We start from the raw sequence: 26,296 nt of genomic DNA on the forward strand, positions 1-26,296 counted from the left end.
AAACATTTTTGAGTTAAGATTTTGTTGTCGTTTTGTTGACGACTTGGATACTTTATCATATCTTCTGTCTTTTGTCAACTACTTTTTTATTTTTTCTGAAACATGATTTCTTTATCATTTTCGCAAAAACAATTTGTTTCCAACAACTCTGATAGAATAGCATCTTTTCTTTTTTCTGTCAACATGTTTTTTACAGAATTTTACATTTTTTTCAAAAAACGTGTTTTTGCGTAAAAAACCGCATTCTGCGGACCGTGTAACACCTGAATTCAGGTATTCTTCTGTCTGCAGAATGCGGTTTTATTTAACTTTGATAAAATATTCCCGTAAAAATACGGATAAAGATGTTTTTATCGTAGAGGAAATTCAGCACGGTATCTCCCCGAATCAATCCCAGACCTTTCTGTCCGATTTCTGTGTTACACAAAACTGTCAGCACCAGCATTCCTACCCATACGAAGATAATACACTTTCCTCCGCCAATTACCGCTCCAGCCAGTTTGTTTATCCCACATATGACCGGAAGTTTTGCCAGAATGTCCAGTGCATATGCCAGCACATGAATTAATATTGATGACAATATATACGATACCAGAAAAGAAAGACAGTTCACTGCCACATTTGCAAGATAACCGGAAATATATCCAGCAAATGTATTAACTGCCAGATACTGATATACCGATGCTGTATTGTTTTCACTCATTCCCTTCTGAAGCAGTTCCGGAAGTCCCATATTACTGATCAATTCATTTTGTGTTTCTTCGTCCAGTACCCCATTTCCAGCTGCCAGAGAATCCACGAATGTTTCACTGGAAGTCTGTATTTTTTCATAAACCGATGTATTCTCTCTTAGAAACTGATTAACATAAGGATTAATCAACCATACCAGAACAACGGAAATCAGCACAAGGAGTACAGATACTGCTTCTTTTATAAATCCTTTTCTGTATCCGTCTACTACAGAAAAGGCAAGAAGGACCAGCACAGCCAGTCCCAGCCATGTCCAGCTCATGTCTGCCTCCCTAACTGAATTTTATGGTACTGACTCCGGTATCCAGCACCATAAGATATTTGTTCCAACCGATCTTGAAAAAGTCGCGGATCGTTCCATCAACACTTCCCATATATTTCTGCACACCACGGCTGTTCATCACACAGATCTGAGAACTGTTGTACATGATAATATTATCTCCACTCATTTTTATGGTCGTATATGGAACATTGAAATTCTTGCGGAATTTCAGCTGTCCGCTCATATTATAAACTTCCATTGTATACAGGTCATCTTTATTATTGTTCTTAAACACCAGACCAATTCTGTCATCACTGAAAAATGTACTTACAATCTCCTGCTTTACATTAATTGTTTTGCTTTCTTTTGGAATCTGACTTCCCTGATAAGTAGAAAATCCATCATCACGCAAGGCAATATACTGGTTCGCGCTGATGCACTCTACCTGTGGAATTACTACATTCTCATAAGTATAACCGCTTACAATCCGGTCTGCTTCGTTCTGTCCTACATCTCCATAATTATAGAATGCCACATAACTTGTGGTTTTGTTTCCGTCTACATACTGGAATGTCACCATCATAACACCATTGTCAGATACTGCCACATCCAGTGGATATCCCGGATCGTCAATCTTGGTAAGATTTTCCGCAACCAGACTTCCATCCGGATTGTAAAAATTAATCCAGGTATTTTCATCATTATCAAGAATCGCCGCAACCATTCCATTCGCCGCAACACGGACTTTTACGATGGAATAGGAAGTGGTAACTGTTCCTGTAATTCCTTTTTTGTCACAGATATACAGAGATGTTCCCTCGCTGTCCGCAATTACCGCTTTGCTTCCGTTTACATCTGCAATAGGGTTCTGCATGGTATACGTTTCATTCCACACGGTATTCATACTGCCATCTACTACGGACACGCCATCCGGACTGTATCTTAAAATATCGCCATCCATTTCCACATACTGGGTGGAAACAACATCCTCCTGCTCACTTGTATTTAATACCTTATAACTGTGATAACTTCTTTTTTCCACAAAAAGAAAAACCAGGCAGACTGCTGCAACAACCGCGGCAACTGCAATCACCTTTTTTCCATTTTTGGAAATCCTACGATGATGGGAGGATTTTCCACGGTAAGCGCCTTCCTGCGCTGCCTGTTCCTGTGCCAATTTTGCTTTTTGCTTCATAAGCTTTTTGCGCTTTTGTCGTTTCTGTATTTTTTTTATAATATTCACAACTGTATCCCTTACCTTATCTGTTTTATTTTCCAGTTATTATAGCACAGTTCTTTATGGTAAAACAATTACCTGCCCCGGATAAATGATTTCGTTGGCAGAAATTCCGTTCAATGCACAGATCTGTTCCATCGCCTCCACTGTTCCATAACGATTCAGGCTGATCTGATACAAAGTATCACCAGGACGTATCACATACGTTTCCCTTTTATTTTCTGTTGATGTGACAGTTTCTTCTGCAGAAATTTTTGAATCCGAATTCTTCTTTTCTTCTGAGCTTTTCTGTTTTTTTGTATCTGCCTTATTTATTTCTGCAGATTTCGTAGGAACCGGAACTTTTGTTACCGTTACTGTTGTGCCTGCAATCGGAGTTGCTGTGATTTTTTCCCTGTTCTGCGCTCTTGCGGTCGGTGTCGGTGTCTCCGTCTGAGTCACAATCTCTTCAGCTGTGATTACCGGCGTCATCTGTGCCACAGCTGCGGAAGTTTCGCGGAAATCTTCCGGGATTCCTGCGTTTTCCTGCTGATTCCGATAAAAATTTACACCTGCCACAAGAACAGCCAAAGCCAGACATACTGTAGCAGCATAAGAAAAAACGGAAGTTTTTTCCTCCTCCCGTTCTTCTGGCTTCTTGCTGTCTATAATTTTTCGGAAATTCCTGACAGCCTTGTCCTCCACTTTCTCTGACGTCTCCTGGCCTTTCCTCTGATTTCTTTCAATCATATAGGTCTGCATCTGAGAATTTTTTTCATAATAAATATAATAACCGTTTAATTGAACCATCGTCCCGTTATCATAACGAAAAAAAGCATCTTCCCGTTCTCCTGGTTCCATCAGCATCAGAACTTTTTCCCCTCCAAAATGCCGAAGATGCACTTTTACAAAAAGTTCTGTTATCTCCAATACCATCTGCCGCTGTGCAAAAAACCATCCCACAATTTCCTGCTCCGGAAAATACTGTTCTTTATCATCCTGAAGCTGTTGCCAGACCTTTTCTGAAAAGTCGATATGTTCCGCAGCCGCATCCATAGAATCCGCGGCAATCGCTCCCTTTACAAAAATACAGGTCATATCTGCTGTCCATTGAATCTCTCCGGTAAGCACTGCTGCCATTCCCCGGCCTTCCGCCTTCTCTTCCTCTGCCAGACTGCTGAGAAAAGTGTATACATAGTCTTCCACATAGATTCTATAATCTCCATTCGTCAGACCGATCTGTCTTACGTTTCTCGGCATGGAAAACGGTTCCTGTACGGTTTCCTGATCTTCCTTGTCCTCCTTATAAATGACCTCTATCATCTCATATCACCCCTTCTGTCCCCAAGCATAACACAGTAAAAATGCGGATTTTAGCAGAATGTAAGAGCCTATCCAGAGAATTTAACGACAGATTCCGCATCATGCATATTTTTCCTTTTTTCAGGATATGATAGAGGGAAAAAAGAATCGAGGTTCCCCATGGCTTTTTACATTGATGCCAGAAAAAACGGTTCATCCGGCGAGATTGCTTATCTCTTAAAAAAATGCATTCTTCACTGTCCAAAAAAATGGACTGAAATCGTTTTTCTATGTATCGGCAGTGACCGTGTTACCGGCGATTGCTTAGGCCCATATATTGGACACCTGCTTACGCCACATGAAACCGGGCATATTTTTGTCTACGGTACCCTTTCCTGTCCGGTTCATGCCTTAAACCTGGAAAAAACTTCATCGCTGATCAAAAGATTTCATCCCCATGCCCTTATAATCGCCATAGATGCTTCTCTTGGACAAAAAAAGCACCTGGGCTATGTGACCATTGGAAATGGTGCACTTTACCCAGGTGCTGGTGTTCAGAAAAATCTTCCTCCTGTAGGTGACATTCACATTACCGGCATTGTAAATACCGCCGGGATCATGGAGCATCTTACCTTGCAGACTACACGGCTCTCTACCGTGGTCACTCTGGCGGATGCAATTGCCGGAGGAATCCTGAAGATCCTCCCTGCAGAAGCAGACTTACCTCCTACAGATTACGCGAAATCTTTGATCTGTGTGTAGATACCCTCAGCGTCAAGACCATATTTATGGAGAAGCTCTACAGCCGGTCCGGACTCACCGAATACATCATGAATTCCGATACGTTTTACCGGTACCGGTGCCTTCTCAGCCAGGCACTCGCATACAGCTCCGCCAAGACCACCGATGATGGAATGCTCCTCAACAGTTACAACTTTACCTGTTTCTTTGGCAGCTGCAACAACAAGCTCCTCATCCAGAGGTTTAATGGTATGGATGTTGATTACTTTTACATCGATTCCGTCTGCTGCAAGCTTCTCAGCTGCTTCAAGAGCCGGTGCAACGCAAAGTCCGTTTGCGATGATGGTAAGATCTTTTCCCTCGCGGAGAACGATGCCCTTACCAAGCTCAAATTTATAATCCGGTCTGTCATTGATAACCGGAACAGCAAGACGTCCGAATCTCATGTATACCGGTCCCTGATGCTCGTAAGCAGCAGCAACCATAGCTTTTGCTTCGATATCATCAGAAGGACTTGCAACGACCATGCCCGGAATCACTCTCATCAGGGCAAAATCCTCCAGGCACTGATGTGTGGCGCCATCTTCACCTACAGAAATACCGCCGTGAGTTGCTCCGATCTTTACATTCAGCTTCGGATATCCGATGGAGTTACGAACCTGCTCATAAGCACGTCCTGCTGCAAACATTGCAAAAGTACTTGCAAAGGGAACCTTACCTGTGGAAGCGATTCCTGCTGCAATACCCATCATGTTGCACTCTGCGATACCGCAGTCAATGTGACGCTCCGGGAATTCTTTTTTAAACATACCTGTCTGTGTAGCTGCAGCAAGGTCAGCGTCAAGAACGATAAGATCCTCGTGTTTTTTTCCTAATTCTATGAGGGCACTGCCGTAGCTTGCTCTCGTTGCGATTTTCTTTACTTCTGACATAATGCTTCACCTACCTTCTCCAGATCTTCCATTGCCTGTGCATACTGCTCATCATTCGGAGCTTTTCCGTGCCAGCCTACTGCGTTCTCCATGTAGGAAACGCCTTTACCTTTTACTGTTTTCATGATGATAGCTGTCGGCATACCCTTTGTAGCTCTTGCCTCATCAAAAGCAGCCTTCAGCTGATCCATATCGTTGCCGTCCGCAACATTGATCACATGGAAATTGAAAGCTTCAAATTTCTTGTCGATCGGATACGGGGAGCATACATCTGCAATGTCACCATCGATCTGAAGTCCATTGTTATCTACGATCACAACCAGGTTGTCCAGTTTACGGAAGCCTGCGAACATAGCTGCCTCCCACACCTGGCCTTCCTCGATCTCACCATCACCCAGCAATGTATATACTCGATAGTCATCATTACTGAGTTTGGCAGAAAGAGCCATACCTGCTGCTGCAGAGATTCCCTGACCAAGAGAACCACTGGACATATCAACGCCCGGAATATGCTTCATATCCGGATGTCCCTGAAGATAGGAGCCCAGATGACGAAGTGTTTTCAGATCCTCTTTTGGAAAATATCCTCTCTCTGCAAGTACAGAATAGAGTCCCGGTGCTGTATGTCCTTTGGAAAGGACAAAACGGTCACGGTCTGCCTTCTTAGGATCCTTCGGATCGATGTTCATCTCTTCAAAATATAAATAGGTGAACACGTCTGCTGCAGAAAGGGATCCGCCCGGATGGCCGGCCTTTGCTGCATGGACTGCTGTTACGATATCCTTGCGGACTTCGTTGGCAACTTTCTGAAGTTCTAACTTATCCATGTTATTAATGTCTCCTTTTTAGTGCCCTGCTGTTCACAGGGAATTTGTATATAAAAGAGGTTTCGATCACTCACCGAATACTGCCTTGTAATCAGCCTGGAATTTAGCGATACCTGCATCTGTCAGCGGATGATGTGTCATCTGCTCAATTACCTTGAACGGTACCGTAGCGATATCTGCGCCTGCAAGTGCACATGCAGTTACATGCATTGGATGACGAACGCTTGCTGCGATGATCTCTGTCGGGATATCTGCAACTGCAAACATCTCAGCGATCTGCTGAATCAGCTCAACGCCATCTGTGGAGATGTCATCCAGTCTTCCAAGGAACGGAGATACATATGTAGCACCTGCTCTTGCTGCAAGAAGTGCCTGGTTAGCAGAAAAGATCAGAGTAACGTTTGTCTTGATCCCCTCAGAGGAAAGAACCTTAACTGCCTTCAGTCCCTCTGTTGTCATAGGAATCTTAACAACCATGTTCGGATGGATGGCTGCGATCTCACGTCCCTCACGGATCATTCCCTCAGCATCTGTTGTGGTAGCTTTAACCTCACCGCTGATCGGTCCGTCAACGATCGTTGTGATCTCTTTGATCACCTCGTTGAAGTCTCTTCCTTCTTTGGCGATCAGAGACGGGTTTGTTGTAACTCCACAGATAACTCCCATGTCATTTGCTTCTCTGATATCCTCTACTTTAGCTGTGTCGATAAAAAATTTCATTGTTTTTTCCTCCTGTTTTACGTTCGTTCTTTTTCTTGATGATTCCATTATAACAAACTCATTGTGAGGGTCAAGACACTACTTTTTTATTAATAAATATTTTATTAATAAAATGTTGTTTTATTAACAGTGTCTGTCAATTTTTTCACCCAAAACAGCTTATCTCCATTTTTACCGATTTCGAATATCGCTGCAATTACCACTGTTACCACAGTTTTTATTCGAATACGTCATAGAAACTCTCTTTATATATTATTATTAATAATTTATACGCCATTATTTATTTTTCTGCTCGCCGGGCAGGTTTCTGTCCAGTTTTGCATACCCCGTTGTGCGGCGCGTAATCAGTTTCGGGGTATATTCGATATTATACAGACTGGCAGGTCTTTCATCCAGGTAAAATTTATCATTCATATCGATTTTACGGATAATGATGTCGCAGGCATCTCTTCCCTTCAGCGCTACAAAATGATCAATGGTGGTCAGTGAAATCCTGCGGATACTGGAATAAAAAATATTATCACATCCGATGACTGAAACATCCTTTGGCACATGGAGGCGCATCTCATGCAGTGCATCAATGGCACCTATGGCCATCATATCATTCTGGCCTGCGATAGCCGTAAATTTTCTGCCTTCACGGAGAAGCTCCATAGTCAGCTCGTAGCCCATGGCATACTCCGAATCCATTCGCGGGATTTTTCTGTCATTGGACTCATCTGCCGCCTTGATGATCACGTGATCTTTTTTGCCCTCTTTTTCAAACTCGCGGACAAAACCTTCTACACGTTTGGAGCGCTGCCACTGGCGTCTGGTAAGAGGCGGCGTAATAAACGCCACATCGGTATGCCCCAGATCCAGAAGATGCCTGGCCATCAGCCTTCCTACCACCGTATTATCCTGATTGATGGCATCTACTGTGGTTGTTTTTTCCTTGTTGCTGATGATAACAAGGGGCGTTTCTTTTGCGATCTTTTCTACCTGATGCTGAAAATCCGGATGGGGATTGCAGGTATAAATGATTCCTGCCGGCCGCATGGTCTGCATCATACGGAGATATTTTTCTTCCAAACCTGCATCTCGCTGGGTGTTACAGATAAATACCCCGTATCCCTGCTCATTGGCTACGGCCTCGATTCCCTGAAGCAACAGTACATAATAGGGACTGGTGAGTGTGGGGCAGAAAACAATGATCAACTTTTCTTTTCTGTTATCTTTATGTTTCCGACGTCCCGGAAGCTCGTAGCCAAGCTCTCTGGCTGCCTGCTCCACCCGTTCTACGGTTTCTCTTGAAAAGGAAACATTGTATTTCCGGTTCAGCACCATAGATACCGTTGCCTGGGAAACCCCGGCGCGTGCTGCCACATCCGATGAAGTTGCTTTCTTTTTTGCCACCGGCTCACCTCCTTTGTTGCCTGGGAAAATTTTTCACCTGATCCGGTTAAAGTTCTACCCTTCCCTCCAGGGCGCGTAGAAGTGTCACTTCATCAATATACTCCAGGTCACCGCCAACCGGAACTCCGCTGGCAATACGGCTTACTTTGATTCCGGTGGGCTTGATCAGTTTGCTGATGTACATGGCTGTAGTTTCACCCTCAAGGCTGGAATTGGTCGCCACAATAACTTCTTTTACATCTCCCTGAAGGCGCTTCATCAGTTCCTTCAGCTTGATATCATCCGGTCCGATTCCAAGCATTGGAGAGATCGCGCCGTGAAGTACATGGTAAACCCCGTCAAACTTGCCTGTTTTCTCATATGCTGCCAGATCCCTGGTATTCTCAACGACCATGATGGTGCTGTGATCTCGTTTTGGATTGGCACAGATCGGGCAGAGTTCCTGGTCTGTCAGTGTATAACAGCATTTGCAGTACTGAACGTTCTGCCTTGCATCGGTAATGGAAGCTGTCAGCTGCTCAACCTGGTCTTTTGGCATATTCATGATATGAAACGCAAGACGCTGGGCAGATTTTGCTCCAATTCCCGGAAGATGGGAAAGCTGCTCAATGAGTTTATTGATATGGCTGCTGTAATATTCCATCAGAAAGGAAGGCCTCCGCCAAGACCGCCAAGGCCTCCTGTCAGTTTGGACATCACTGCTGCTGACTCAGACTCAACCTGACGGAGTGCCTCATTTGTTGCTGCCGCGATCATATCCTCAAGCATCTCAATATCATCCGGATCTACTGCTTCCTCGGAAAGTGTGACTTTTGTTATTTCTCGTTTACCGGAAACGGTAACGGAAACAGCTCCGCCGCCTACGGTTGCTGTGAACTCTTTTTCCTCAAGAGCCTTCTGATTCTCTTCCATCTGACGCTGCATTTTCTGCGCCTGTTTCATAAGATTGTTCATGTTTCCCGGCATACCCATGCCTGGGAATCCACCTCTTTTTGCCATAATAATGATCCTCCTATTTTTATTTTACAGATTTATGACTCATCGTCCGGGTCTTCTTCCACTACGATATCCATGTGGATGTTCTCCCGGAGTGCATCGTCTACTGTGATCTGCGCGAGATTGGTGTGCTGATGTTTGTTGGCTACCAGCATATGTATCTCCACGCTCTTGCCTGTCCGGGCCGCGATAATGTCCTGAAGTTCTTTCTGCGCCTCCGGATTGTCTACATAATTCATTCCCAGGAAATCCTGAAATTCCACGTAAAGGATAGGATCCCCTGTTTCCCCGTTATACTTGGGGACTGCCCGCTGCAGGGACTGTTTGAAAAGTCCTGTCGTCTGCCCCACAATGGCTCGCCATCCTGCTACGATCTTCTGAAGATCTTCTGGAGCTGCTTTCTGTGGTTTGGGCTGCTGTGACTGCACCGCACCTGGCACTGCATTCCCCGGTTCCCCGGATGTGCCGACATCGCCTTCCCGGACGATCACCTGCTGCACCGGCCGTTCTTCCATCTGTTTTTCCAGAACACGGAGCCGGTCAAGAACTGAGTCCAGATTGGTCTCCATAGCCGGTCTGCACAACTTGATCAGCGCAATTTCCACCAACACACGTTTCTGGCTTGCAAAACGGATCTGATTGGACAGATCGGAAAAAATACGAATATACCGCATCAGGGTTTCCACATCTGTCATCTCGCTCTCTTCCTTCAGAAGCTTCAGATTTTCGGAAGAAACATCAATTGCCTCCTCCGGATTCTCGGAAGTCTTCACAAGGAGAAGATTTCGCATATACCAGGTAAAATCGGATACAAACTGCCCCAGTTCCCGACCTCCTGTAATCAGGTCTTCCAGCACATGGATGGAACCGGTCACATCACCGGAAAGCACTTTCCGAAGGAGCTTGCTAAATACCTCTGTATCCACAGCTCCCAGAACGTCCAGGACTTTATCATAGGTAAGCACCTGTCCCAGATAAAAAGAAATGCACTGATCCAGAAGACTTAAGGCATCTCGCATGGATCCGTCACCTTTTTTTGCCACATAGCGCACGGCTTTTTCCTCCGCTTCCACGCCTTCTGCTGCCAGAAGCTCGGAAAGCCTGGCTGCTATGGTATCAATGGAAATCCGGTGGAAGTCATAACGCTGGCATCTGGACAGGATGGTGATCGGTATCTTATGGGCTTCTGTGGTCGCCAGGATAAAAATAACGTAGGAAGGCGGCTCTTCCAGTGTTTTCAGAAGAGCATTGAATGCTCCTGTTGAGAGCATATGCACCTCATCGATGATGTAAACCTTGTATTTACCCTCTGTCGGGCGGTAGGCAACTTCCTCACGGATCTCACGGATGTTGTCAACACCGTTGTTGGATGCCGCATCGATCTCGATCACATTCATGGCGGTTCCTGCCTGAATAGCCTTACACATGGCACATTCGTTGCAGGGACTGCCGTTTACAGGATGTTCGCAGTTTACTGCCTTCGCCAGGATCTTTGCAACCGTAGTCTTTCCGGTACCTCTCGTTCCGCAGAACAGGTATGCGTGTCCGATACGGTTCGCCTTGATCTGGTTGGTCAGTGTTGTCACAATATGATCCTGTCCTTTTACGTCGTCAAAATTATCGGGACGAAATTTACGGTAAAGAGCAGTATAACTCATAAAACTCTCCTTCTCTTCGCCACAGTCGCCGCGGAAAGACTTCCGCGGCGGCCAGATGACTTATGATTCATTAATCGCCAAAACTGATTCCAATCTGTTTGGCTGCTTTTACAAGCTGATCTTTCGGGGATACCATCTTCAGCTTGCCTGCACATTCAGCAAGAGGAACACGTTTGATCTTGCCATTGATAACACCGATCATAACGCCATATTCCTCATCCATGATCGCCTGTGCTGCGCCTGCACCGATCCTTGTGGAAAGAACGCGGTCATATGCACATGGCTCTCCGCCTCGCTGCATATGACCCGGAACTGTGATACGTACTTCGCTTCCGGTTACCTGCTGGATCTGGTCTGCGATCTCATAGGATACAGACGGATATTTCTTTGCTCTTTCCGCAAGTTTCTCTTTGTATTTTTTCTTCGGAAGCTCTGCGTCTTCTTTTGAGATGGCTCCCTCAGCTACTGCAAGAATGGTAAAACGCTTGCCTGCCTTGTTACGTTTCTGGATGGCTTCCGCTACCTTGTTGATGTCATACGGGATCTCCGGGATCAGGATTACATCCGCTCCGCCTGCTACACCAGCATTCAGCGTCAGGCTTCCAACCTTATGTCCCATGATCTCAACAATAAATACACGTCCGTGGGATGCAGCTGTTGTATGGATACAGTCAATAGCATTGGTTGCGATCTCCAGAGCACTCTGGAAACCAAAGGTCATATCTGTGCCCCAGATATCATTATCAATGGTCTTCGGAAGATGGATGATATTCAGGCCTTCCTCACGGAGAAGATTGGCTGTTTTCTGTGTTCCGTTTCCGCCGAGGATCACAAGACAGTCAAGACAGAGTTTATAGTAAGTCTGCTTCATTGCCTCAACCTTGTCCAGTCCCTTCTCATCCGGAACCCGCATCAGTTTAAACGGCTGTCTGGATGTTCCGAGAATGGTTCCGCCCTGAGTCAGGATTCCGGAAAAATCCTTGGCTGTGAGCATACGGTATTTCCCGTAGATCAGTCCCTTATATCCGTCATCAAAACCATAAACCTCAAGGTTCTCAACGCTGTTGCTCAGTCCCTTTACAACGCCTCTCATGGTCGCGTTCAATGCCTGACAGTCACCACCGCTTGTCAGCAGGCCGATTCTTTTAATCATAGCGTCCTCCATTCTGTGCCCTCTTATGTGCACATTTTATTTGTTGCTGTCCATTACAGAAATCCGGCATTCTGGCGGATCTTTTCCTGCAAAACAGCTCCATTGTTTTCTCTTTTCACAGAGTTTTACACATTATAATATTATAAAGCATTTTCAGGCTGTATACAACATGAAATGCTCCTTTTTCATCCGGCAGAAATTTTTTCGTGCTTCTTGACAAATCCGCCATAAGAGTCTATAATTAAATTCCGCGCAGCCGGGGAGATAGCGGTGCCCTGTACCTGCAATCCGCTACAGCAGGGGTGATGCCAATCTGAGGCTTGTATCTTGTGGAGCAGCCCTTTATAAGTGGCGTTGACGTCTGGGTCTTACGCAACAGGAATCTGTGAACCGTGTCAGGGCAGGAATGCAGCAGCACTAAGCAGAAGCTCTTGTGTGCCGTGAGGGTGCCTGGGCTGAGTTAACTGTAAAGGTAACGTCTGTGAGACCATTCCGAGGTGCGGCGCGCGTAAAAAAAGGTTATAATATATGATCTCTATATAAACAGCATTTCCGCCGGGTTCGTCATTTATGACTGATCCGGCGGGATTTTTTATTAAAAAAAACACCGGAAGTCCTTAACCGGCTTCCGGTGTTTTCCTGTATTTCTGTATTATTTACAATATCCGGCAACTACCTGATTGATCAACTTGCCGTCAGCTTTGCCTTTCAGGTCTCCCATGACTGCTTTCATGATCTGGCCCTTATTTCCGGTTGCAAGAACATCTGCAAATTTCTCCTCGATATAAGCCTTGATCTCCGCTTCATCCATCTGCTTCGGAGCATATTTTGCAATAATGTCATATCTTGCCTGATACTCTTCTTTCAGGTCTGTACGGTCTGCCGGGCAGGTGTCGATCTGTTCTTTTGCTGTTTTCAGCTCTTTCAGGATAACTCTGTCTACCAGATCTCCTTTAATATCATCACGGCATCCTTCATCAATGGCAACTTTCTTTACTGCTGCGATCAGTGAGGAAACTGCTTCCTTGGTTACCTTATCCTTGGCTTTCATTGCTGCTACCATATCTTTTCTTAAAACTTCAAGTTCCATTATGTGGTCCTCCATTTTCTGTCGTCCTCTGCCGGAACGGCTTTCATTTTTATCTGGTTTTATTTTGATATTTCTCTGTAATTCTGTCAAGAGAAAATCGCAGAGAACTTTTTGTTCCATATTTATCCCGTTCTGTTTTATTCTGTGCCATCCGTCTGTGTCTGCTGCCCGGCAAGGCGTTCTGCTTCCTGTTTCTTCAGAATTTTTGCCTGCTTCTTTTTTTCGCGGAGCTCACGAAAAAATGCAGAAAGCATTTCCGAACATTCTTCTTCCAGTACTCCTTCGGTAATCTTTACCTGGTGGTTAAACCCTTCGATCTGAAGAAGATTCATGACAGAACCTGCACAACCTGCTTTCGGATTCATACAGCCGATGACCACCTCATCAATTCTGGACTGTACAAGAGCTCCTGAACACATCTGGCAGGGTTCCAGTGTCACATACATGGTACATCCTTCCAGTCGCCAATCGCCCAGTTTTTTGCTGGCTTTCCGGATTGCATTCAGCTCTGCGTGGGATAACGTATTTTTATCTGTATTGCGGCGGTTGTAGCCTCTGGCTATAATTTTCCCTTCGTGTACAATTACACAGCCAATCGGAACTTCCTCCAGCGCACGGGCCTTTTTTGCCTGGCGGATCGCCTCTTTCATAAAACGTTCCTGGTCTGTCACGTTTTTTTCCTCCTGTGGTTTTAATCAAACATCTGCTTTCTGTTAGAATTATATCTGCCGTCCCTTCCCCTGTCAATCCGGGCCGGAACTTCAGTCTGAGCCGCTGCTTTTCTTCGCAGCACACAAAAAAAAGCGCTGCAGGAACAGAAAAAAAGTTCCTGCGGCGCTTTCTCATATTTTGAGTAATTATTTATGAAGTGCTTCTCCGTTGGTAGCAATCACATCTTTATACCAGTAGAAAGATTTTTTCTTATAACGGTTCAGAGTTCCGGTTCCGTCATCATTGCGGTCTACGTAGATGTAGCCGTAGCGTTTTTTCAGCTCTGCTGTGGACGCGCTGACAAGGTCGATGCAGCCCCAGGATGTGTAACCCATAACGTCTACACCATCTTCGAGCGCCTCCTCTACCTGGAGAAGATGTTTCTGGAGGTAGTCGATACGGTAGTCATCCTCAACGGTCATAACGCCGTCTTTCTCAACAAGCTTGTCTACTGCGCCCAGTCCGTTCTCAACAATGAACAGCGGTTTCTGGTAACGATCCCAGTAGTAGTTCAGCACATAGCGGAGACCTTTCGGGTCGATCTGCCATCCCCAGTCGGAAGCTTCCAGATACGGGTTCGGAACACCGCCCATAAGATTGCCTTTTCCTTTTGTCTGCTTTGCAGGATCTGCTGTCTCACAGATGCTCATGTAGTAGCTGAAGGAAACAAAATCCACGGTATTTTTGAGGATCTCCTCATCGCCTGGCTCAAATTTGATCTCAATATTGTTCTCACGGAAATAGCGTTTCATGTATCCTGGATAGTATCCACGAACATGTACATCGCCAAAGAAATCGTTCTTGTGAACGCTCTCCATAGTCTTGATCACATCATCCGGGCACGGTGTCAGCGGATACATCGGCATGCTTAAGATCATGCAGCCGATCTTGGCATCCGGCATCATCTCATGGCCGATCTTTGTAGCAAGGGCACTTGCAACCAGTTCATGATGAACAGCCTGATAAAGATCCTGCTGGGAAAGCTTGTCCTTTTCTGTGTAAATGCCGCCGCTTAAGAATGGCTCATGAAGAACGGAGTTGATTTCGTTGAATGTCAGCCAGTATTTAACTTTTTTTCCGTATCTTGCAAAAATAGTTCTTACATATCTCTCATAGAAGCCGATCATCTTTCTGTTTACCCAGCCATCGTAGGTCTTTGCAAGATGAAGTGGTGTCTCATAATGGGAAATTGTTACCAACGGCTCAATTCCGTATTTATGGCACTCGTCAAAAAGATCATCATAGAACTGAAGGCCTTTTTCGTTTGGTGTCTCCTCATCTCCGTTCGGGAAAATACGGCTCCACGCAATAGAGGTACGGAATACTTTGAATCCCATCTCTGCAAATAATTTCACGTCTTCTTTGTAACGGTGATAAAAATCAATTCCGATAAGTTTCATGTTGTCTTCTGTAGGCTCTTCTGTTCTTGGTCCTACGATTCCGTGTGGTGTTACATCCTGTGTGCATAAACCTTTTCCGTCCTCATTGTATGCACCCTCGCACTGATTGGCAGCAACTGCGCCGCCCCATAAAAAATTCTTTGGAAATGACATTCTGGAGTCCTCCTTATGTAATATATTCAAACGGACATTCGGAATCCGCTTCGCTACTTCCTCATGAATAAATAAGTGGTTTTCACCGCTTATTTGTTCATGAAGTGATATAAAGCACCAATCAAATTTGCATCATTGTAAAATCTACAGTTTGTGATCTTTGGTTCCGGAACGTATGGAGAGATTTTTCTCAGCGGAATATTTTCCAGTACCTCATCCAGGCTCCTCTGCAGATATTTATGCAGAATCGGCTGCTGACTGATACCGCCGCCGATCGCGATAATATCCAGATCCAGATAAATATTCAGGTTGTAGATCTGTACAGCCAGACTGTCCGTATATTCTTTAAGTCCTGCGAGAACTTTTTCATCACCGTCATTTGCCAGGCTGAATATCTTCAGCCCGTCGTAAGTCTGCCAGTCCTCACCCGTATGCTTTGCAACAATCTTTGCAAGACCTTCCGCACCGCTGCTCATTCCCCAGTAACTGTCCATCTCTTCCGGCTTCTTCGCATCTGTGCACACATAGCTGTACTCACCCGCTGTGAAATGATTTCCGCGGAAAAGTTTTCCGTTGAGGATAATTCCGCCTGCAACGCCGGAACCCAGAACAACAACCGCTCCGTTTGTACAGCCCTTAAGGCTTCCTCTCCAGAACTCGGCAAGTGCCGCACATTTTCCATCGTTTTCTACAGAAACCTGGATTCCGTAACGTTTGGAAAGCTCTGTTCCAACTGTGCTTCCTGCAAGATATGCAAGATATCCCGCGGTTACACAGTAACCGTCCTTGTTGTCCAGCATACCAGGCATGCTGATGGCAATCCCTTCGATGCGGTTTCTGTATTTTTCTACAACACCGTCCAGAACCGCATAATAGTCCTCTTTTGTCTTTGTTCGATAGTCCGGTGTAGGAACTTTATCTTTTTCAAGAATTTCTGCATTTTCGTCCATTAACGCGTATTTCGTAAATGTTCCGCCTGCATCAAAAACCAGATAATTTTTCATTTTCATTTTACCTCAGAATTTATTTCTCGTCACCGAAATTCAGTGCAAGTTTTGCAAAGAAATCTTCCAGTGTCAGTCTTGCGTCCAGATATTTGTAAACACGGATCTCACGGTTGTTCTGTCCGTGAATGTAAGTCATATCCTCAGCGATTCTCGGAGCAGGTACCATATCGTAGCTTACTTTTTCCAGCTCTTCCATCAGAACCGCGATGGTTCCCTGATCGCCAAGTCCCCAGATTTCACCCTGCGGCCAGTCCATTTCGTACTTGGCTGCTACATGGTTGAAATCTACCAGCTGCTCGAAAAGATATTTTCCGATCTTTCCGCATGGACGGACCTTCAGCTGAAGCTCTGCAAGAGAAACAGCCATCACTTTGTAAAGGCTCATCGGTACCTGCCATACCGGTACTTTGGAGGAAAATACTACGTTTGCGGCGTTGATATCCATCATCAGGTTGAACTCAAATCCTCCCTTTGGATAATCCGCTCCACCGATCCAGATTACTGTCATTCGCTCTGCGATTTCCGGCTTCATCAGAAGTGCGGATGCAACATCTGTGATAGCGCCCTGGCATGCGATGTATAACGGTCTTTTATCCTCTTTCATCGCTTCTTCAATGATGAATCTTGCACCCTCGGAATCGATTGGTGTGTGTTCATCCTCAAGGGCACGCGGCGCACCAAGTTTTACCGGATACTGGTCCTTAAGGCCCATAAGATCCATAACTTTGATGATCTCATCATAGCTTGCCTGTGCAGTACCAAGCTCACCGTACTGCTGTGGGTTTTTCCAGAAATGACCTGCAACAAGACCTTTTACATCGAATCTTGGTGTCATGAGATGATGTGCTACCGCATACTGGTCATCTGCCTCGTTTTTGCAGTCTGTGTGCACAATCACTCTTACTTTTTTGTTTTCCGGTACTGTATAGGCATAATTCCACATATTATTTTTCCTCCTGAAAATTTCTTTTTCTGTAATTGAAAGGAGCACCTTTCGATGCTCCTTATTTTGATTTCTGTATTGTTTTATGCGTTCTCTTTATGGCGTTTGTCAAGATCTGCACGAATCTGCGGATATTTTTTATCCAGATCATACGGAAGAAGTACAACAACTGCCATCACTGTAGATACCAGCGCAAGACCACCAAATGCAAAGTTGATTGCTGTATGTGTCTGCGGATATTTTGTTGCGATATCTACACCATCTGCGATTGCTTTGTCAAGTTTGGATGCATCGTAGTTACCCCATACAAGAAGAGCAGATACGATAGCAGATGCTGCTGCAGATGAAACTTTGTTTACAAATCCCTGGATTGCGTTCTGTGTTCCACCAAGGTTTCTTCCTACCTGCCACTCTGTGTAGTCAAAGATGTCAGGCATCATGGAGAAGAACATACTGGAACGGAAACCAAATCCAAGTCCGATCAGTCCAAGTGCTGCGGTTGCAATTGTTCCGTCAGATGTGAAGAACAGGATTGCATAACCAATGATATCTACAATCGCACCAAACTGGATCAGTTTGATCTTCGCGATTCCCTTACCATTGAGGTAAGCGGCAAGGATCATGGTCGGGATAGCAAGTAAGGTAAGTAAAGTAAGTGCAAGTGACATTCCGCTTACATCACCAACAATGTAAGTATAGTAATACTGCATTGCTCCGTACATGGAAAGGTATCCAAGGAAGAGGAAGAATACCTCACCCAGGAACATGATGTAATATTTGTTCTTTACAAGGCTGCTGATATCTTTAACAAGGGAGCTTTTTCCTGCGGACTGTGTCGGCGGGTTGATCTCCACGATAGAGAATACGCAGATTGCCATGATGATGATAACGATGATTCCAAGTACAATGTTTGTGTTACGGTATCCGGTAGCCAGTGCTGCTCCTGTTGCATTTTTGGATCCGGAGAAGAAGTATACCATCGGAAGCACAAACAGGGAAGAGGTCAGTGATCCAAGGTTTGAAAATACAGTACGTGTTGTTGAAATCTTTGTACGCTCTGTTGCGGACGGTGACAAAGAAGATACGATCGGTGCCATCGGAATGTTTACCAGAGTGTAACCAAATGAGAAGATAACGTAAGTTACATATGCCCATGCAAGTTTTGCGCCTGCGCTCCATCCTGTCGGAACGGAAAACAGAAGAACCATACCAACTGCAAGGACCGGTGCTCCATAAAGCATCCACGGACGGTAACGTCCCATTTTTGTATCTGTACGGTCGATCATTGCACCTACCATGTAGTCTGTGAAAGCATCGATGAATTTTGTTACAACGAACATAAATCCAACAGCTCCAGCTGCAAGTCCCGCGCAGTTTGTGTAATAGAAGAGAAGATATGTATTGGCAAGAAGGTATGCAAGATTACAAGCATAGTCACTGATACCAAAACCGATACGCTGTCTCCATTTAAACTTTGTCGTTTCATAATATGCCGGTTCGTGTTTTAACTTTTGCATTTCTTTCCTCCACCTTTTTTATGTTGATTTAACGATCCGTTTCAGAACATGTAAATTTTTCTGCGCGCCCTGCTCCTGGCGGATCAATTAGGTATGTCTCAACCACAAGCATATTATAAGCAAAGATTTTCGATTTTCGTTATCATATTTTTGATGTTTTTGTTATTTTTCCAACATAATTCTAATATTTTTATAAACTCATTCAGGAATAAAATTCCTTACGCTTATATTTTTCCCGATATTGCCTGGGAGTCATCTTCATAAATTCTTTAAATACACTGCCAAAATGACTCTGGGAATTAAAGCAGACATAATCGCTGATCTCCGACAGAGTCGCATCCGAATATTTCAGGAGATTGGCAGCTCTTTTTACGCGGAATTTCAGAATATAATCCTGAATCTTTTCCCCTGTATCCTGACGGAAAATCCTGGAAAGATGCCCCTGGCTGATTCCAATGGCTTCTGCAATATCCTCCAGATAGATTTTATGGTGATAATTCTGGGAGATATAATCCTTGCACTGTTCTGTGTAGCTGGAAAAATTTCTCGTTTTTTTGGTATCTGCCACCAGTTTTGTAAATTTATAAAGACATCTTCGGTTCAGCTCAATCATCTCTTCCATTGTCTGGCACTGATCAATCTGGTTAATCAGATAGTCGCTGAGGCGGTAGGCATCTGCCGGCGCTACGCCTCCCGCTATGGCCTCTCTTGTAGCCATAGTTGTTGTTACAATAGCCAGATTTCGCTGATTATTAAAATGTTTCTTGGAAAGAATTCCTGCTTTTTCAAAGAGTCCGGATGCCCGCTCATTAATTTCCTCCACGTTTCCCTCTCGGATACAGTCCATTACATAGCGTTCTTCCATGTATGTATGGTGGTAAGCTGTCCCATCTGGTTTATCCAGTTCGATACGAACCGTATCGTTCTCCTCCCGGATCTCTTTTTCCTCGATGAGGTTGTTTTTCTCCATAAGATCGTCTGGCTGTACATCGTTTCCTTCCAGGAGCTCATACAGAAAACTTACGAAATTCAGCATCCGGTTCAGGGTCATTCTGTCCGGATGGCGCTCCTCCCTCACAGACATATGGTATTTTTTGTAAAACTGGTGAATTTCCACATAACTTAGCTGTTCCACACAAACAGGGCCTGACAGATAATATTTTTCTCCACTCTGTACGCAGAAAAAATAGATTTTCCCGGATATTTTGCAAATAGCCGGTACATTCTGTTCTTTTGCCTGGCAGATCAGAGACCGACGCAATTCTTCAGATACAGTCAACGGATTCTGTTTTTCAGAAAACACTCCAAGACTTTGGATATTTTCCCCTGTTTCGTCTGCATAAAAAATTGGAACTCCCCACAGGCTTTCCAGTTTTCTTAACAATGTATGTTCTGCCATGTCTATATCCTTTCTTTTGCAATATAAGGCTATTAATTGGAATAAATTATACGTTTTTTTCCTTTCCTGTGCAATCATGCTCTTGCGGCTTTTCCCGAGGGAGAGTATGCTTGTAGTATCATAAATAAGATAAATAAGGGGATTTTCCTATGAAAATATGTGGATTTAATAAAACAACTTTACTGGATTACCCGGGCCGTGTTGCCTGCACCATTTTTCTTGGCGGTTGCAACTTCCGCTGCCCGTTCTGCCAGAATGGCGCGCTTGTTGTGGAACCGGATACACAGCCGGAATATTCCCGGGAAGAGATTCTCTCTTTTCTGAAAAAAAGGAAGGGAATTCTGGACGGCGTGTGCGTGTCCGGTGGAGAACCGACGCTCTCCGCTGAGCTTCCGGATTTTCTTCATGAAATCAAAAATCTTGGCTACGATGTAAAACTTGATACCAACGGTTCCCGTCCTTCTGTGGTAAAAAATCTCGCAGCCGATGGCCTCATCGACAAGGTCGCCATGGATATCAAGGCCTGTCCTTCCAATTATCATGTGCTTACCGGTGTAGCTGCCGACCTGGATGCCATCCGTGAAACTGCCATGTGGCTGCTGAAGGGCGATCTGGACTATGAATTTCGTACCACCGTTGTACGGGAGCTTCATACAGAAAAAGATTTCCTGGAAATCGGTCAGTGGCTACATGATGCAAAGGCTTATTATCTTCAGGCTTACCGGGATTCCGATGGAGTTCTGATGCCCGGATTTTCTTCCTGCTCAGAGGATGAAATGAAAAACTACCGGGATATCCTTTCTCGGACAATCCCGATAGTTGAAATTCGTGGTATGGATCTGTAATTCCGGAGAATTATTCTGTTCAGACATTGATAAAACAATACCAGTATCCGCCTTTTCCTCCCGGAATATGAATTTCAGGGCTTTCTCTGAAATAGGGAAAACCGAACATATTTGCCATAAATCGTTCCTGCTGACTGTAGCTGCCGGGGACTCCCAGTATGTACTGTCCCCGGTAGTTCTGACACAGCAGAAGATGCCCGAAATTCTGATATCCGTACATGACAAAACGGTTGTTGCAGAAACAGCCGTTTTTTCTACACAGGGTACTGCAGTCGGATGGTTTGATCTTGCGGCAGTCTGTAAACTGACCATCGTTAAATGGATCGTAGGGGATACCTGGAACCGGGCGCGGTGGTCTGGGCGGCCGCGGACCTGGATGCGGTGGTTCCGGTGGCCTTGGGCCCGGGCCTGGATGTGGGGGGCCTGCTTCTGACATCTCCAGCTTATTCTCTTCCGGAACAATTCTGTCCTCTTGCGGCACTTTCTTTGACTCCTGATTCATCATGCTCGCGGAAATCCCTTCCTCTTCTTCCTGAACTTCCTCCACCGTCATAATCTTGTCTGCTTCCTTCTGATTTTTCTGCTCCTCCGCTCCTGCCTTTTCTATGCCTGTTTTCTCCGATTTTTTCTGCGGCTCCGTTTTCTCCTTCTTCCACTCCCGGAAATTCTCCGGCCGGATGGGCTGGTCATCCCACTCTGTTCCCCAGAATCCTCCTGCGTCTGAAATCAGCAGCATTCCCCCAAGATCCCGGAGATTTTTTCCCCTATCCCCGATATTCTCCGTCTCTGTTTCCAGAACACACTCAATCTGTTCCCGCCCGGTCACACAGCTTCCGATCAAGATTCCATCCATCAGGCCTTCCCGCCGCACAAATCCGTACACCCGGCACCGGCTCCCCGGCTCCAGCCCAACACAGCGAAGATGAACTTCAATCAGACACCGCCGATCTCTTGCTTCCACTCTCACATAGCCGCTGCTGCTGTCTTTTTTTCCTTTGCGATACTCATATACATATGCAACAAAACGCTGATATCCAGCCAACGCACGTCCCTCCGATATTTCGGTTTCGTTAATATATATGAAAATTGCAGGAAATCATTCCAGGAAAGCGTACATTCCCATTCCGGCTTTCCTGTCGTGGTAACACGAGGTAACTCAAACTTACGTTCTTTTATTTTTCATAAACAAAAAAGAATCCCTCAGCCAAGGGATTCTTAAAGCTTTAGTCGAAGCGACAGGATTTGAACCTGCGACCTCTGCGTCCCGAACGCAGCGCTCTACCAAACTGAGCCACGCTTCGTTATTTTGTTTTCAGTTGTTTGTGTGTTGTTCAACTGCAAGAGCTATTATATTAGAGTTTCTGTCCTTTGTCAATAGAAAAAATCAAAATTTTTCAAAAAAATCGAATTTTTTATTTTTTACCACTTCAGGACTGTATTTTCGCAGACCTGAAGTGGTTTCTGGAAAGGTTTTTTATATTTCGGTTATAATATTTCAGATGGAATATCAGCGGATATTACTTTACTGTAACTGTCACTTTCTTTGTAACTCCGTTACTGCTTACATAGATAACAGCTTTTCCTTTTTTCACACCTTTGACAACACCCTTGCTGCTTACCGTTGCAATTTTTGTATTGCTGCTTCTGTAAGTGATCTTTGCCTTTGAAGTAGCTGTCGCCTTGATGGTTGTTGTTTTCTTTGTCTTTACAGTTACCGCAGTTTTAGACGTGATCTTCAGGCTGCCTTTTTTAACAGTGATCTTGCAGGTTGCTTTGTAACTTCCACATTTTACTGTGATCGTAGCTGTTCCGGCTTTTTTCGCTGTTATCTTTCCGCTTGTACTTACTGTGGCAACGGATTTACTGCTGCTTCCATAAGTTACTTTTCCGGTAAGCCCTGTTCTGTCCACCTTAACCTGACTTGTCCCGCCTACAAACAAAGTGTTTACGGATGCCGTAGCTTTTACAGTTGGTTTTTTAACGGTAATTTTGCAGGTTGCTTTATAATTACCACATTTTGCTGTAATTACAGCAGTTCCTGCTGACGCAGCAGTTACTTTTCCTTTTGCGTCTACAGAAGCAACGGAAGATTTACTGCTTGTATAAGTTACTTTTCCGGTAACACCTGCTGTTGTTGTTTTCAGTGTAACAGTAGCCGGAGTTCCTTTTACATAAAGTGTTTTTGCTGAAACATTCAGTTTCACGGATGGAGTTTTTACCGTAAGTTTGTACTGTGCAGCCTTTCCTGCTGCAGATGTTGCCGTGATCACGGCTGTTCCCGCTGCCTTTGCAGTTACTTTTCCGTTTGCGTCCACAGATGCAACTTTTTCATTGTTGGAAGAATATGTTACATCTTTGCAGTTCTCACCTGTAGCTTCAAGCTGTCTGGAACTTCCAATGTAAAGAATTCCCGACTTTTCTTTAAAGGCAATTGTTCCATACACCAGCTGAACAGAAACATCCGCATAATCATCACTGGAAACTTTTACCGTATAAGTTTCATTCTCCGGTCTCGCTACAGTGGAATCCAATGTAACCACTCCATTTGCGGCAGCCACATCCTGTGCAAGATATGTTGTCTTTGAAGCATGTCCCACACCTGTTGTATAGAAAACAGATACTTTCGGATTTTTATATTTATCAAGATTTGCAAGTTTTACATGGGTACTGTCTGTAAATTCCGGAGAAACAGCCATTGCTTCTGTTGCCTGCGGTTTGATATAAATACCATTTGCAAACTCATATACATAAGCTCCATCTGCCATGATATATGTAATCCTGTTTACGGTTTTTCCTGCAAGACCTGCATCTTTTGCAAACGCAACCTCATATACCTGCAGCCACATCTCGCTCATATGGCGCATACCATATTTTCCGCCATCTGTTGTTTCCAGGATCATTCCCTGGATCCCGGAGTTAACTGCAAAATCAGCATCACTCTTTGTGTCGCGGAGATATTTTGTGCTGGTTTCTTTTACTTTGATCTCATAATCTCCCCAACGAGAAGATGTATTGAGTGTTGCCTCCGCATCTGTCACAGTTGCCTTTACATTAAATTTTGTAGCACTGTATGTTCCATCTGTATTCAATTTTTTATACTGCCCAGGCTCTACCGCCGGAGTACGCCCCAGGGTGATCCCTGCTGCTTCTGTATATACTCCGCTTTCCGGAAGTTCTCCCGCTTCTGAAAGGATCCGCGCCTCTACATACGTTTTTGCATCTGTAGCTACACTAACCTTTTTTACTCCTGCGATCTCATATCCATTTTCTGTCAGATTCTGAACATCTGCATTTCCGAAAGCAGTGCTTTTTCTGGTTGTAGCAGATGTAACGGAATCATATTTGCGGCTCGTTGCATCTCCTGCATAAAATTCCTCATATGTCAGAGTCGCTGTACCATAAAGATTTCCTGTCAGCGCTTCATGACCGTTTGCCACTTTATAATAAATATCACTTCCCGGAATCTGTGTATATCCTTCTGTTGCTCCTTTTACCCAGTAATAAGATACATTGGCAACTGTGATCGGCTCTCCTGTCAGCGTGATATTCTTTGTCATATCCACGTAATTGTCGCTTGAGATCATAACTGTGTAGATCTCATCTTCTGCTCTGGCAACACTGCTGTCAAAAGTTACAATTCCGTTTTCTGCCACTGCATGGTCTACGACATAGGTTGTTTGCTTTCCATGTCCGCTTCCTGTTGTATAATAGACAGAAACTTTGGGATTTTCATATTTGTCAAGTCCGTCCACTTTAATCTGGGTTGTACTCTCTTTTACAAAAGCCGCCTGTACTTTCATTCCCTCTTCAGGCTGTTTTTTCACAAGAGGTGCTTTATCTCCAAACTCATATACGTAGGAACCATCCGGAGTAATATAAGTCACTTTTGAAATTTTTTCCCCGATAAGCCCGGACTCTGCTGAAAATGCAAGTTCATAAGGCTGTACCCAGATTTCATAGGTATGACGAAGTCCTACCTTCTTACCACAGGCAGTTTCAAGGATCACTCCCAGTGTATTTCCACCTACGGCAAAATCACCCTGCCTGGAATTGCGGAGATATTTTGTGCTGGCTTCTTTTACCACCAGCATGTAATCGCCCCAGATCGATGGTGCCTGGATCTGGGCAGATGCATCTGTGACTGTTGCTTTTACATCGAATTTTGTTGCACTGTATGTTCCGTCTGTATTCAGTGTTTTATACTGTCCTGTTTCCTGTGACGGCGCTTCATTCAATGTAATATCTGCTGCCTCTGTATAGACACCCTCTCTCGGAAGCTTGGAAGCAGCTTTCAGCGCCTGTGCATCTACATAGGTTTCCGCGTCCACTGCAACACTTACATTCTTCACACCCTGGATCTGATATCCGGAAGAGGTCACCTCTGTGCTGTCCTCATTAGCAAAAATCTGATTTTTACTCGTTGTTGCCGAAGTGATAGCGTCATAGCTCTCCTGAGTGGTATCCCCGGCATAAAATTCCGAATAACTTAAGGTTGTCGTTCCGTACAGCTTTCCGTTCAGAGCTGTCTGCCCGTCTGCCACTTTTACATAAACGCCTGTTGTTCCTATCTGTGTATATCCCTCTGCCGGCTGCATGGACCAGAGATATTTCACTCCTGCAACAGTGATCTCAGAAGCATCCTGAAGAACCTCGCCTGCTTCTGCCATAAATGCTTCTCCATCACCGAATGCCTCTTCTGTATCCTCCTGGATCTGCGGTTCCTCTTCCTGTTGAATCTCTTCTGTTGAAATTTCTGCTACTTCTTCCTGAATAGCTTCTGCATCACTTTCTTCCGGCTCTTCCGACTGAATATCAGCTTCACCAACTTCCAGCTGGTCCTGGGAAACCGACTCCTGATCCTCGTTCTCTCCTTCTTCCTGTGCTGTCTCTCCTTGTGTTTCTCCTGACACATCACTAAAAACTTCCGCCTCAGACGCCATTGCCGTTACCGGCACTCCTGACGCGATCACCGCTGAACTCAGAACGAGTGCAGCTGACTTCTTAAAAAGCTTCCACTTATGCATACCTGTCCTCCTCTTTGTCTTTTATATTACACGACTTTATACCAGATTATGACCTTACAGCTGCTCTGGTTAATTGAAATTTCTTCTGCAGGATATTCAACATATGTCAGTTTCTGCAGAAGTGCTCTGTCAAGCACGCTTTAGTTTGTTCAAACTAACATATTGTCATTTTATCAATGCTTAAATTATTTGTCTATACATATCTGGCAAAAAAGCCTCACGGTTATTGTTGTTTTTTTCTCAACTAGAAATTGT

22 protein-coding genes, 1 tRNA gene and 1 other RNA gene are annotated in these 26,296 nt (G+C 44.7%); 3 read left to right on the plus strand and 21 right to left on the minus strand.

What is annotated here, in order from left to right; translation table 11 throughout:
• Positions 1–304: 304 nt before the first annotated feature.
• The 3 genes from GPK88_RS02010 to GPK88_RS02020 all read right to left on the minus strand — a co-directional run bounded on the left by GPK88_RS02010 (position 305) and on the right by GPK88_RS02020 (position 3,551).
• A complete protein-coding gene (locus GPK88_RS02010; RefSeq protein WP_148445852.1) occupies positions 305–1,012 on the minus strand; it encodes a CvpA family protein in 708 nt (235 codons plus the stop codon).
• Positions 1,013–1,022: 10 nt separating this feature from the next.
• Positions 1,023–2,207, minus strand: a complete 1,185-nt coding sequence (locus tag GPK88_RS02015; protein WP_148445854.1) for a DUF5711 family protein — start codon at positions 2,205–2,207, stop codon at positions 1,023–1,025.
• A 102-nt stretch (positions 2,208–2,309) separates the two neighbouring features.
• Positions 2,310–3,551: a LysM peptidoglycan-binding domain-containing protein gene (locus tag GPK88_RS02020; protein WP_173762331.1), complete on the minus strand. Its 1,242-nt coding sequence runs from the start codon at positions 3,549–3,551 to the stop codon at positions 2,310–2,312.
• A gap of 159 nt (positions 3,552–3,710) precedes the next feature.
• Between GPK88_RS02020 and yyaC the strand changes: the two genes are divergently transcribed.
• On the plus strand, positions 3,711–4,292 hold the full coding sequence (gene yyaC, locus GPK88_RS02025; protein WP_148445858.1) for a spore protease YyaC: 582 nt from the start codon (positions 3,711–3,713) through the stop codon (positions 4,290–4,292).
• Here yyaC and GPK88_RS02030 read toward each other — a convergent pair.
• The 8 genes from GPK88_RS02030 to GPK88_RS02065 form a co-directional block, all read right to left on the minus strand.
• Positions 4,265–5,203, minus strand: coding sequence for a transketolase family protein (locus GPK88_RS02030; protein WP_173762332.1), 939 nt, complete (start codon positions 5,201–5,203; stop codon positions 4,265–4,267). The two genes, yyaC and GPK88_RS02030, sit on opposite strands and share 28 nt — an antisense overlap.
• Positions 5,191–6,030, minus strand: coding sequence for a transketolase (locus tag GPK88_RS02035; protein ID WP_015525669.1), 840 nt, complete (start codon positions 6,028–6,030; stop codon positions 5,191–5,193). The genes GPK88_RS02030 and GPK88_RS02035 overlap by 13 nt, the downstream gene beginning before the upstream one ends.
• Before the next feature lie 66 nt (positions 6,031–6,096).
• A complete protein-coding gene (gene fsa, locus GPK88_RS02040) occupies positions 6,097–6,750 on the minus strand; it encodes a fructose-6-phosphate aldolase (protein WP_015525668.1) in 654 nt (217 codons plus the stop codon).
• A gap of 276 nt (positions 6,751–7,026) precedes the next feature.
• Positions 7,027–8,145, minus strand: a complete 1,119-nt coding sequence (locus tag GPK88_RS02045; RefSeq protein ID WP_119248103.1) for a LacI family DNA-binding transcriptional regulator — start codon at positions 8,143–8,145, stop codon at positions 7,027–7,029.
• A 46-nt stretch (positions 8,146–8,191) separates the two neighbouring features.
• Positions 8,192–8,788 (minus strand): recombination mediator RecR, encoded by a 597-nt coding sequence (recR, locus tag GPK88_RS02050; RefSeq protein ID WP_015525667.1) that lies wholly within the window; start codon positions 8,786–8,788, stop codon positions 8,192–8,194.
• Positions 8,788–9,144 (minus strand): YbaB/EbfC family nucleoid-associated protein, encoded by a 357-nt coding sequence (locus tag GPK88_RS02055; protein WP_015525666.1) that lies wholly within the window; start codon positions 9,142–9,144, stop codon positions 8,788–8,790. The genes recR and GPK88_RS02055 overlap by 1 nt, the downstream gene beginning before the upstream one ends.
• Before the next feature lie 32 nt (positions 9,145–9,176).
• Positions 9,177–10,799 (minus strand): DNA polymerase III subunit gamma/tau, encoded by a 1,623-nt coding sequence (gene dnaX, locus GPK88_RS02060; RefSeq protein ID WP_119248102.1) that lies wholly within the window; start codon positions 10,797–10,799, stop codon positions 9,177–9,179.
• 70 nt (positions 10,800–10,869) lie between these two features.
• On the minus strand, positions 10,870–11,952 hold the full coding sequence (locus GPK88_RS02065) for a 6-phosphofructokinase (RefSeq protein ID WP_118062409.1): 1,083 nt from the start codon (positions 11,950–11,952) through the stop codon (positions 10,870–10,872).
• 248 nt (positions 11,953–12,200) lie between these two features.
• On the opposite strand from GPK88_RS02065, the gene ffs reads away from it, so the two are divergent.
• Positions 12,201–12,462, plus strand: an RNA gene (gene ffs, locus GPK88_RS02070) — signal recognition particle sRNA large type.
• Between the two features lie 142 nt (positions 12,463–12,604).
• On the opposite strand, the gene GPK88_RS02075 is transcribed toward ffs, so the two are convergent.
• From GPK88_RS02075 to GPK88_RS02105, 7 genes are all read right to left on the minus strand, one after another.
• On the minus strand, positions 12,605–13,042 hold the full coding sequence (locus tag GPK88_RS02075) for a GatB/YqeY domain-containing protein (RefSeq protein WP_021977973.1): 438 nt from the start codon (positions 13,040–13,042) through the stop codon (positions 12,605–12,607).
• A 137-nt stretch (positions 13,043–13,179) separates the two neighbouring features.
• Positions 13,180–13,713, minus strand: coding sequence for a tRNA adenosine(34) deaminase TadA (gene tadA, locus GPK88_RS02080; RefSeq protein ID WP_173762333.1), 534 nt, complete (start codon positions 13,711–13,713; stop codon positions 13,180–13,182).
• Between the two features lie 186 nt (positions 13,714–13,899).
• Positions 13,900–15,306, minus strand: a complete 1,407-nt coding sequence (locus tag GPK88_RS02085; RefSeq protein WP_148445866.1) for a glycoside hydrolase family 1 protein — start codon at positions 15,304–15,306, stop codon at positions 13,900–13,902.
• Positions 15,307–15,395: 89 nt separating this feature from the next.
• The gene (locus GPK88_RS02090) at positions 15,396–16,310 is read right to left on the minus strand and encodes an ROK family protein (RefSeq protein ID WP_173762334.1); all 915 of its coding nucleotides are present in this window, start codon (positions 16,308–16,310) and stop codon (positions 15,396–15,398) included.
• Between the two features lie 19 nt (positions 16,311–16,329).
• Positions 16,330–17,256, minus strand: coding sequence for a nucleoside hydrolase (locus GPK88_RS02095; protein ID WP_173762335.1), 927 nt, complete (start codon positions 17,254–17,256; stop codon positions 16,330–16,332).
• A gap of 83 nt (positions 17,257–17,339) precedes the next feature.
• On the minus strand, positions 17,340–18,773 hold the full coding sequence (locus tag GPK88_RS02100; RefSeq protein ID WP_173762336.1) for an MFS transporter: 1,434 nt from the start codon (positions 18,771–18,773) through the stop codon (positions 17,340–17,342).
• Between the two features lie 202 nt (positions 18,774–18,975).
• On the minus strand, positions 18,976–20,172 hold the full coding sequence (locus tag GPK88_RS02105; RefSeq protein ID WP_173762337.1) for a helix-turn-helix domain-containing protein: 1,197 nt from the start codon (positions 20,170–20,172) through the stop codon (positions 18,976–18,978).
• Between the two features lie 149 nt (positions 20,173–20,321).
• On the opposite strand from GPK88_RS02105, the gene GPK88_RS02110 reads away from it, so the two are divergent.
• Positions 20,322–21,017 carry an anaerobic ribonucleoside-triphosphate reductase activating protein gene (locus GPK88_RS02110; protein ID WP_173762338.1) on the plus strand — a complete coding sequence of 232 codons (696 nt, stop codon included), beginning with the start codon at positions 20,322–20,324 and terminating at the stop codon, positions 21,015–21,017.
• A 19-nt stretch (positions 21,018–21,036) separates the two neighbouring features.
• On the opposite strand, the gene GPK88_RS02115 is transcribed toward GPK88_RS02110, so the two are convergent.
• The 3 genes from GPK88_RS02115 to GPK88_RS02125 form a co-directional block, all read right to left on the minus strand.
• Complete coding sequence (locus GPK88_RS02115; protein ID WP_173762339.1) at positions 21,037–22,059, minus strand: DUF6128 domain-containing protein; 1,023 nt, start codon at positions 22,057–22,059, stop codon at positions 21,037–21,039.
• Between the two features lie 185 nt (positions 22,060–22,244).
• Positions 22,245–22,318 (minus strand) — tRNA-Pro (locus GPK88_RS02120).
• A 216-nt stretch (positions 22,319–22,534) separates the two neighbouring features.
• The gene (locus GPK88_RS02125; protein ID WP_173762340.1) at positions 22,535–26,041 is read right to left on the minus strand and encodes an Ig-like domain-containing protein; all 3,507 of its coding nucleotides are present in this window, start codon (positions 26,039–26,041) and stop codon (positions 22,535–22,537) included.
• Positions 26,042–26,296: the final 255 nt, after the last annotated feature.

This window comes from Blautia sp. MCC269, assembly GCF_018785655.1.
In the GTDB taxonomy this organism is placed as follows: Bacteria; Bacillota; Clostridia; order Lachnospirales; family Lachnospiraceae; genus Blautia_A.

Bases quoted from the DNA above. Each gene is read 5' to 3' on its own strand.
- GPK88_RS02035 (WP_015525669.1), bottom strand. From the start codon at position 6,030: ATGGATAAGTTAGAACTTCAGAAAGTTGCCAACGAAGTCCGCAAGGAT.
- GPK88_RS02100 (WP_173762336.1), bottom strand. From the start codon at position 18,773: ATGCAAAAGTTAAAACACGAACCGGCATATTATGAAACGACAAAGTTT.
- GPK88_RS02030 (WP_173762332.1), bottom strand. From the start codon at position 5,203: ATGTCAGAAGTAAAGAAAATCGCAACGAGAGCAAGCTACGGCAGTGCC.
- GPK88_RS02065 (WP_118062409.1), bottom strand. From the start codon at position 11,952: ATGATTAAAAGAATCGGCCTGCTGACAAGCGGTGGTGACTGTCAGGCA.
- recR (WP_015525667.1), bottom strand. From the start codon at position 8,788: ATGGAATATTACAGCAGCCATATCAATAAACTCATTGAGCAGCTTTCC.
- GPK88_RS02095 (WP_173762335.1), bottom strand. From the start codon at position 17,256: ATGTGGAATTATGCCTATACAGTACCGGAAAACAAAAAAGTAAGAGTG.
- GPK88_RS02085 (WP_148445866.1), bottom strand. From the start codon at position 15,306: ATGTCATTTCCAAAGAATTTTTTATGGGGCGGCGCAGTTGCTGCCAAT.
- yyaC (WP_148445858.1), top strand. From the start codon at position 3,711: ATGGCTTTTTACATTGATGCCAGAAAAAACGGTTCATCCGGCGAGATT.
- GPK88_RS02090 (WP_173762334.1), bottom strand. From the start codon at position 16,310: ATGAAAAATTATCTGGTTTTTGATGCAGGCGGAACATTTACGAAATAC.
- fsa (WP_015525668.1), bottom strand. From the start codon at position 6,750: ATGAAATTTTTTATCGACACAGCTAAAGTAGAGGATATCAGAGAAGCA.
- GPK88_RS02110 (WP_173762338.1), top strand. From the start codon at position 20,322: ATGAAAATATGTGGATTTAATAAAACAACTTTACTGGATTACCCGGGC.
- GPK88_RS02015 (WP_148445854.1), bottom strand. From the start codon at position 2,207: ATGAAGCAAAAAGCAAAATTGGCACAGGAACAGGCAGCGCAGGAAGGC.
- GPK88_RS02020 (WP_173762331.1), bottom strand. From the start codon at position 3,551: ATGATAGAGGTCATTTATAAGGAGGACAAGGAAGATCAGGAAACCGTA.
- GPK88_RS02010 (WP_148445852.1), bottom strand. From the start codon at position 1,012: ATGAGCTGGACATGGCTGGGACTGGCTGTGCTGGTCCTTCTTGCCTTT.
- GPK88_RS02055 (WP_015525666.1), bottom strand. From the start codon at position 9,144: ATGGCAAAAAGAGGTGGATTCCCAGGCATGGGTATGCCGGGAAACATG.
- GPK88_RS02075 (WP_021977973.1), bottom strand. From the start codon at position 13,042: ATGGAACTTGAAGTTTTAAGAAAAGATATGGTAGCAGCAATGAAAGCC.
- GPK88_RS02105 (WP_173762337.1), bottom strand. From the start codon at position 20,172: ATGGCAGAACATACATTGTTAAGAAAACTGGAAAGCCTGTGGGGAGTT.
- GPK88_RS02125 (WP_173762340.1), bottom strand. From the start codon at position 26,041: ATGCATAAGTGGAAGCTTTTTAAGAAGTCAGCTGCACTCGTTCTGAGT.
- dnaX (WP_119248102.1), bottom strand. From the start codon at position 10,799: ATGAGTTATACTGCTCTTTACCGTAAATTTCGTCCCGATAATTTTGAC.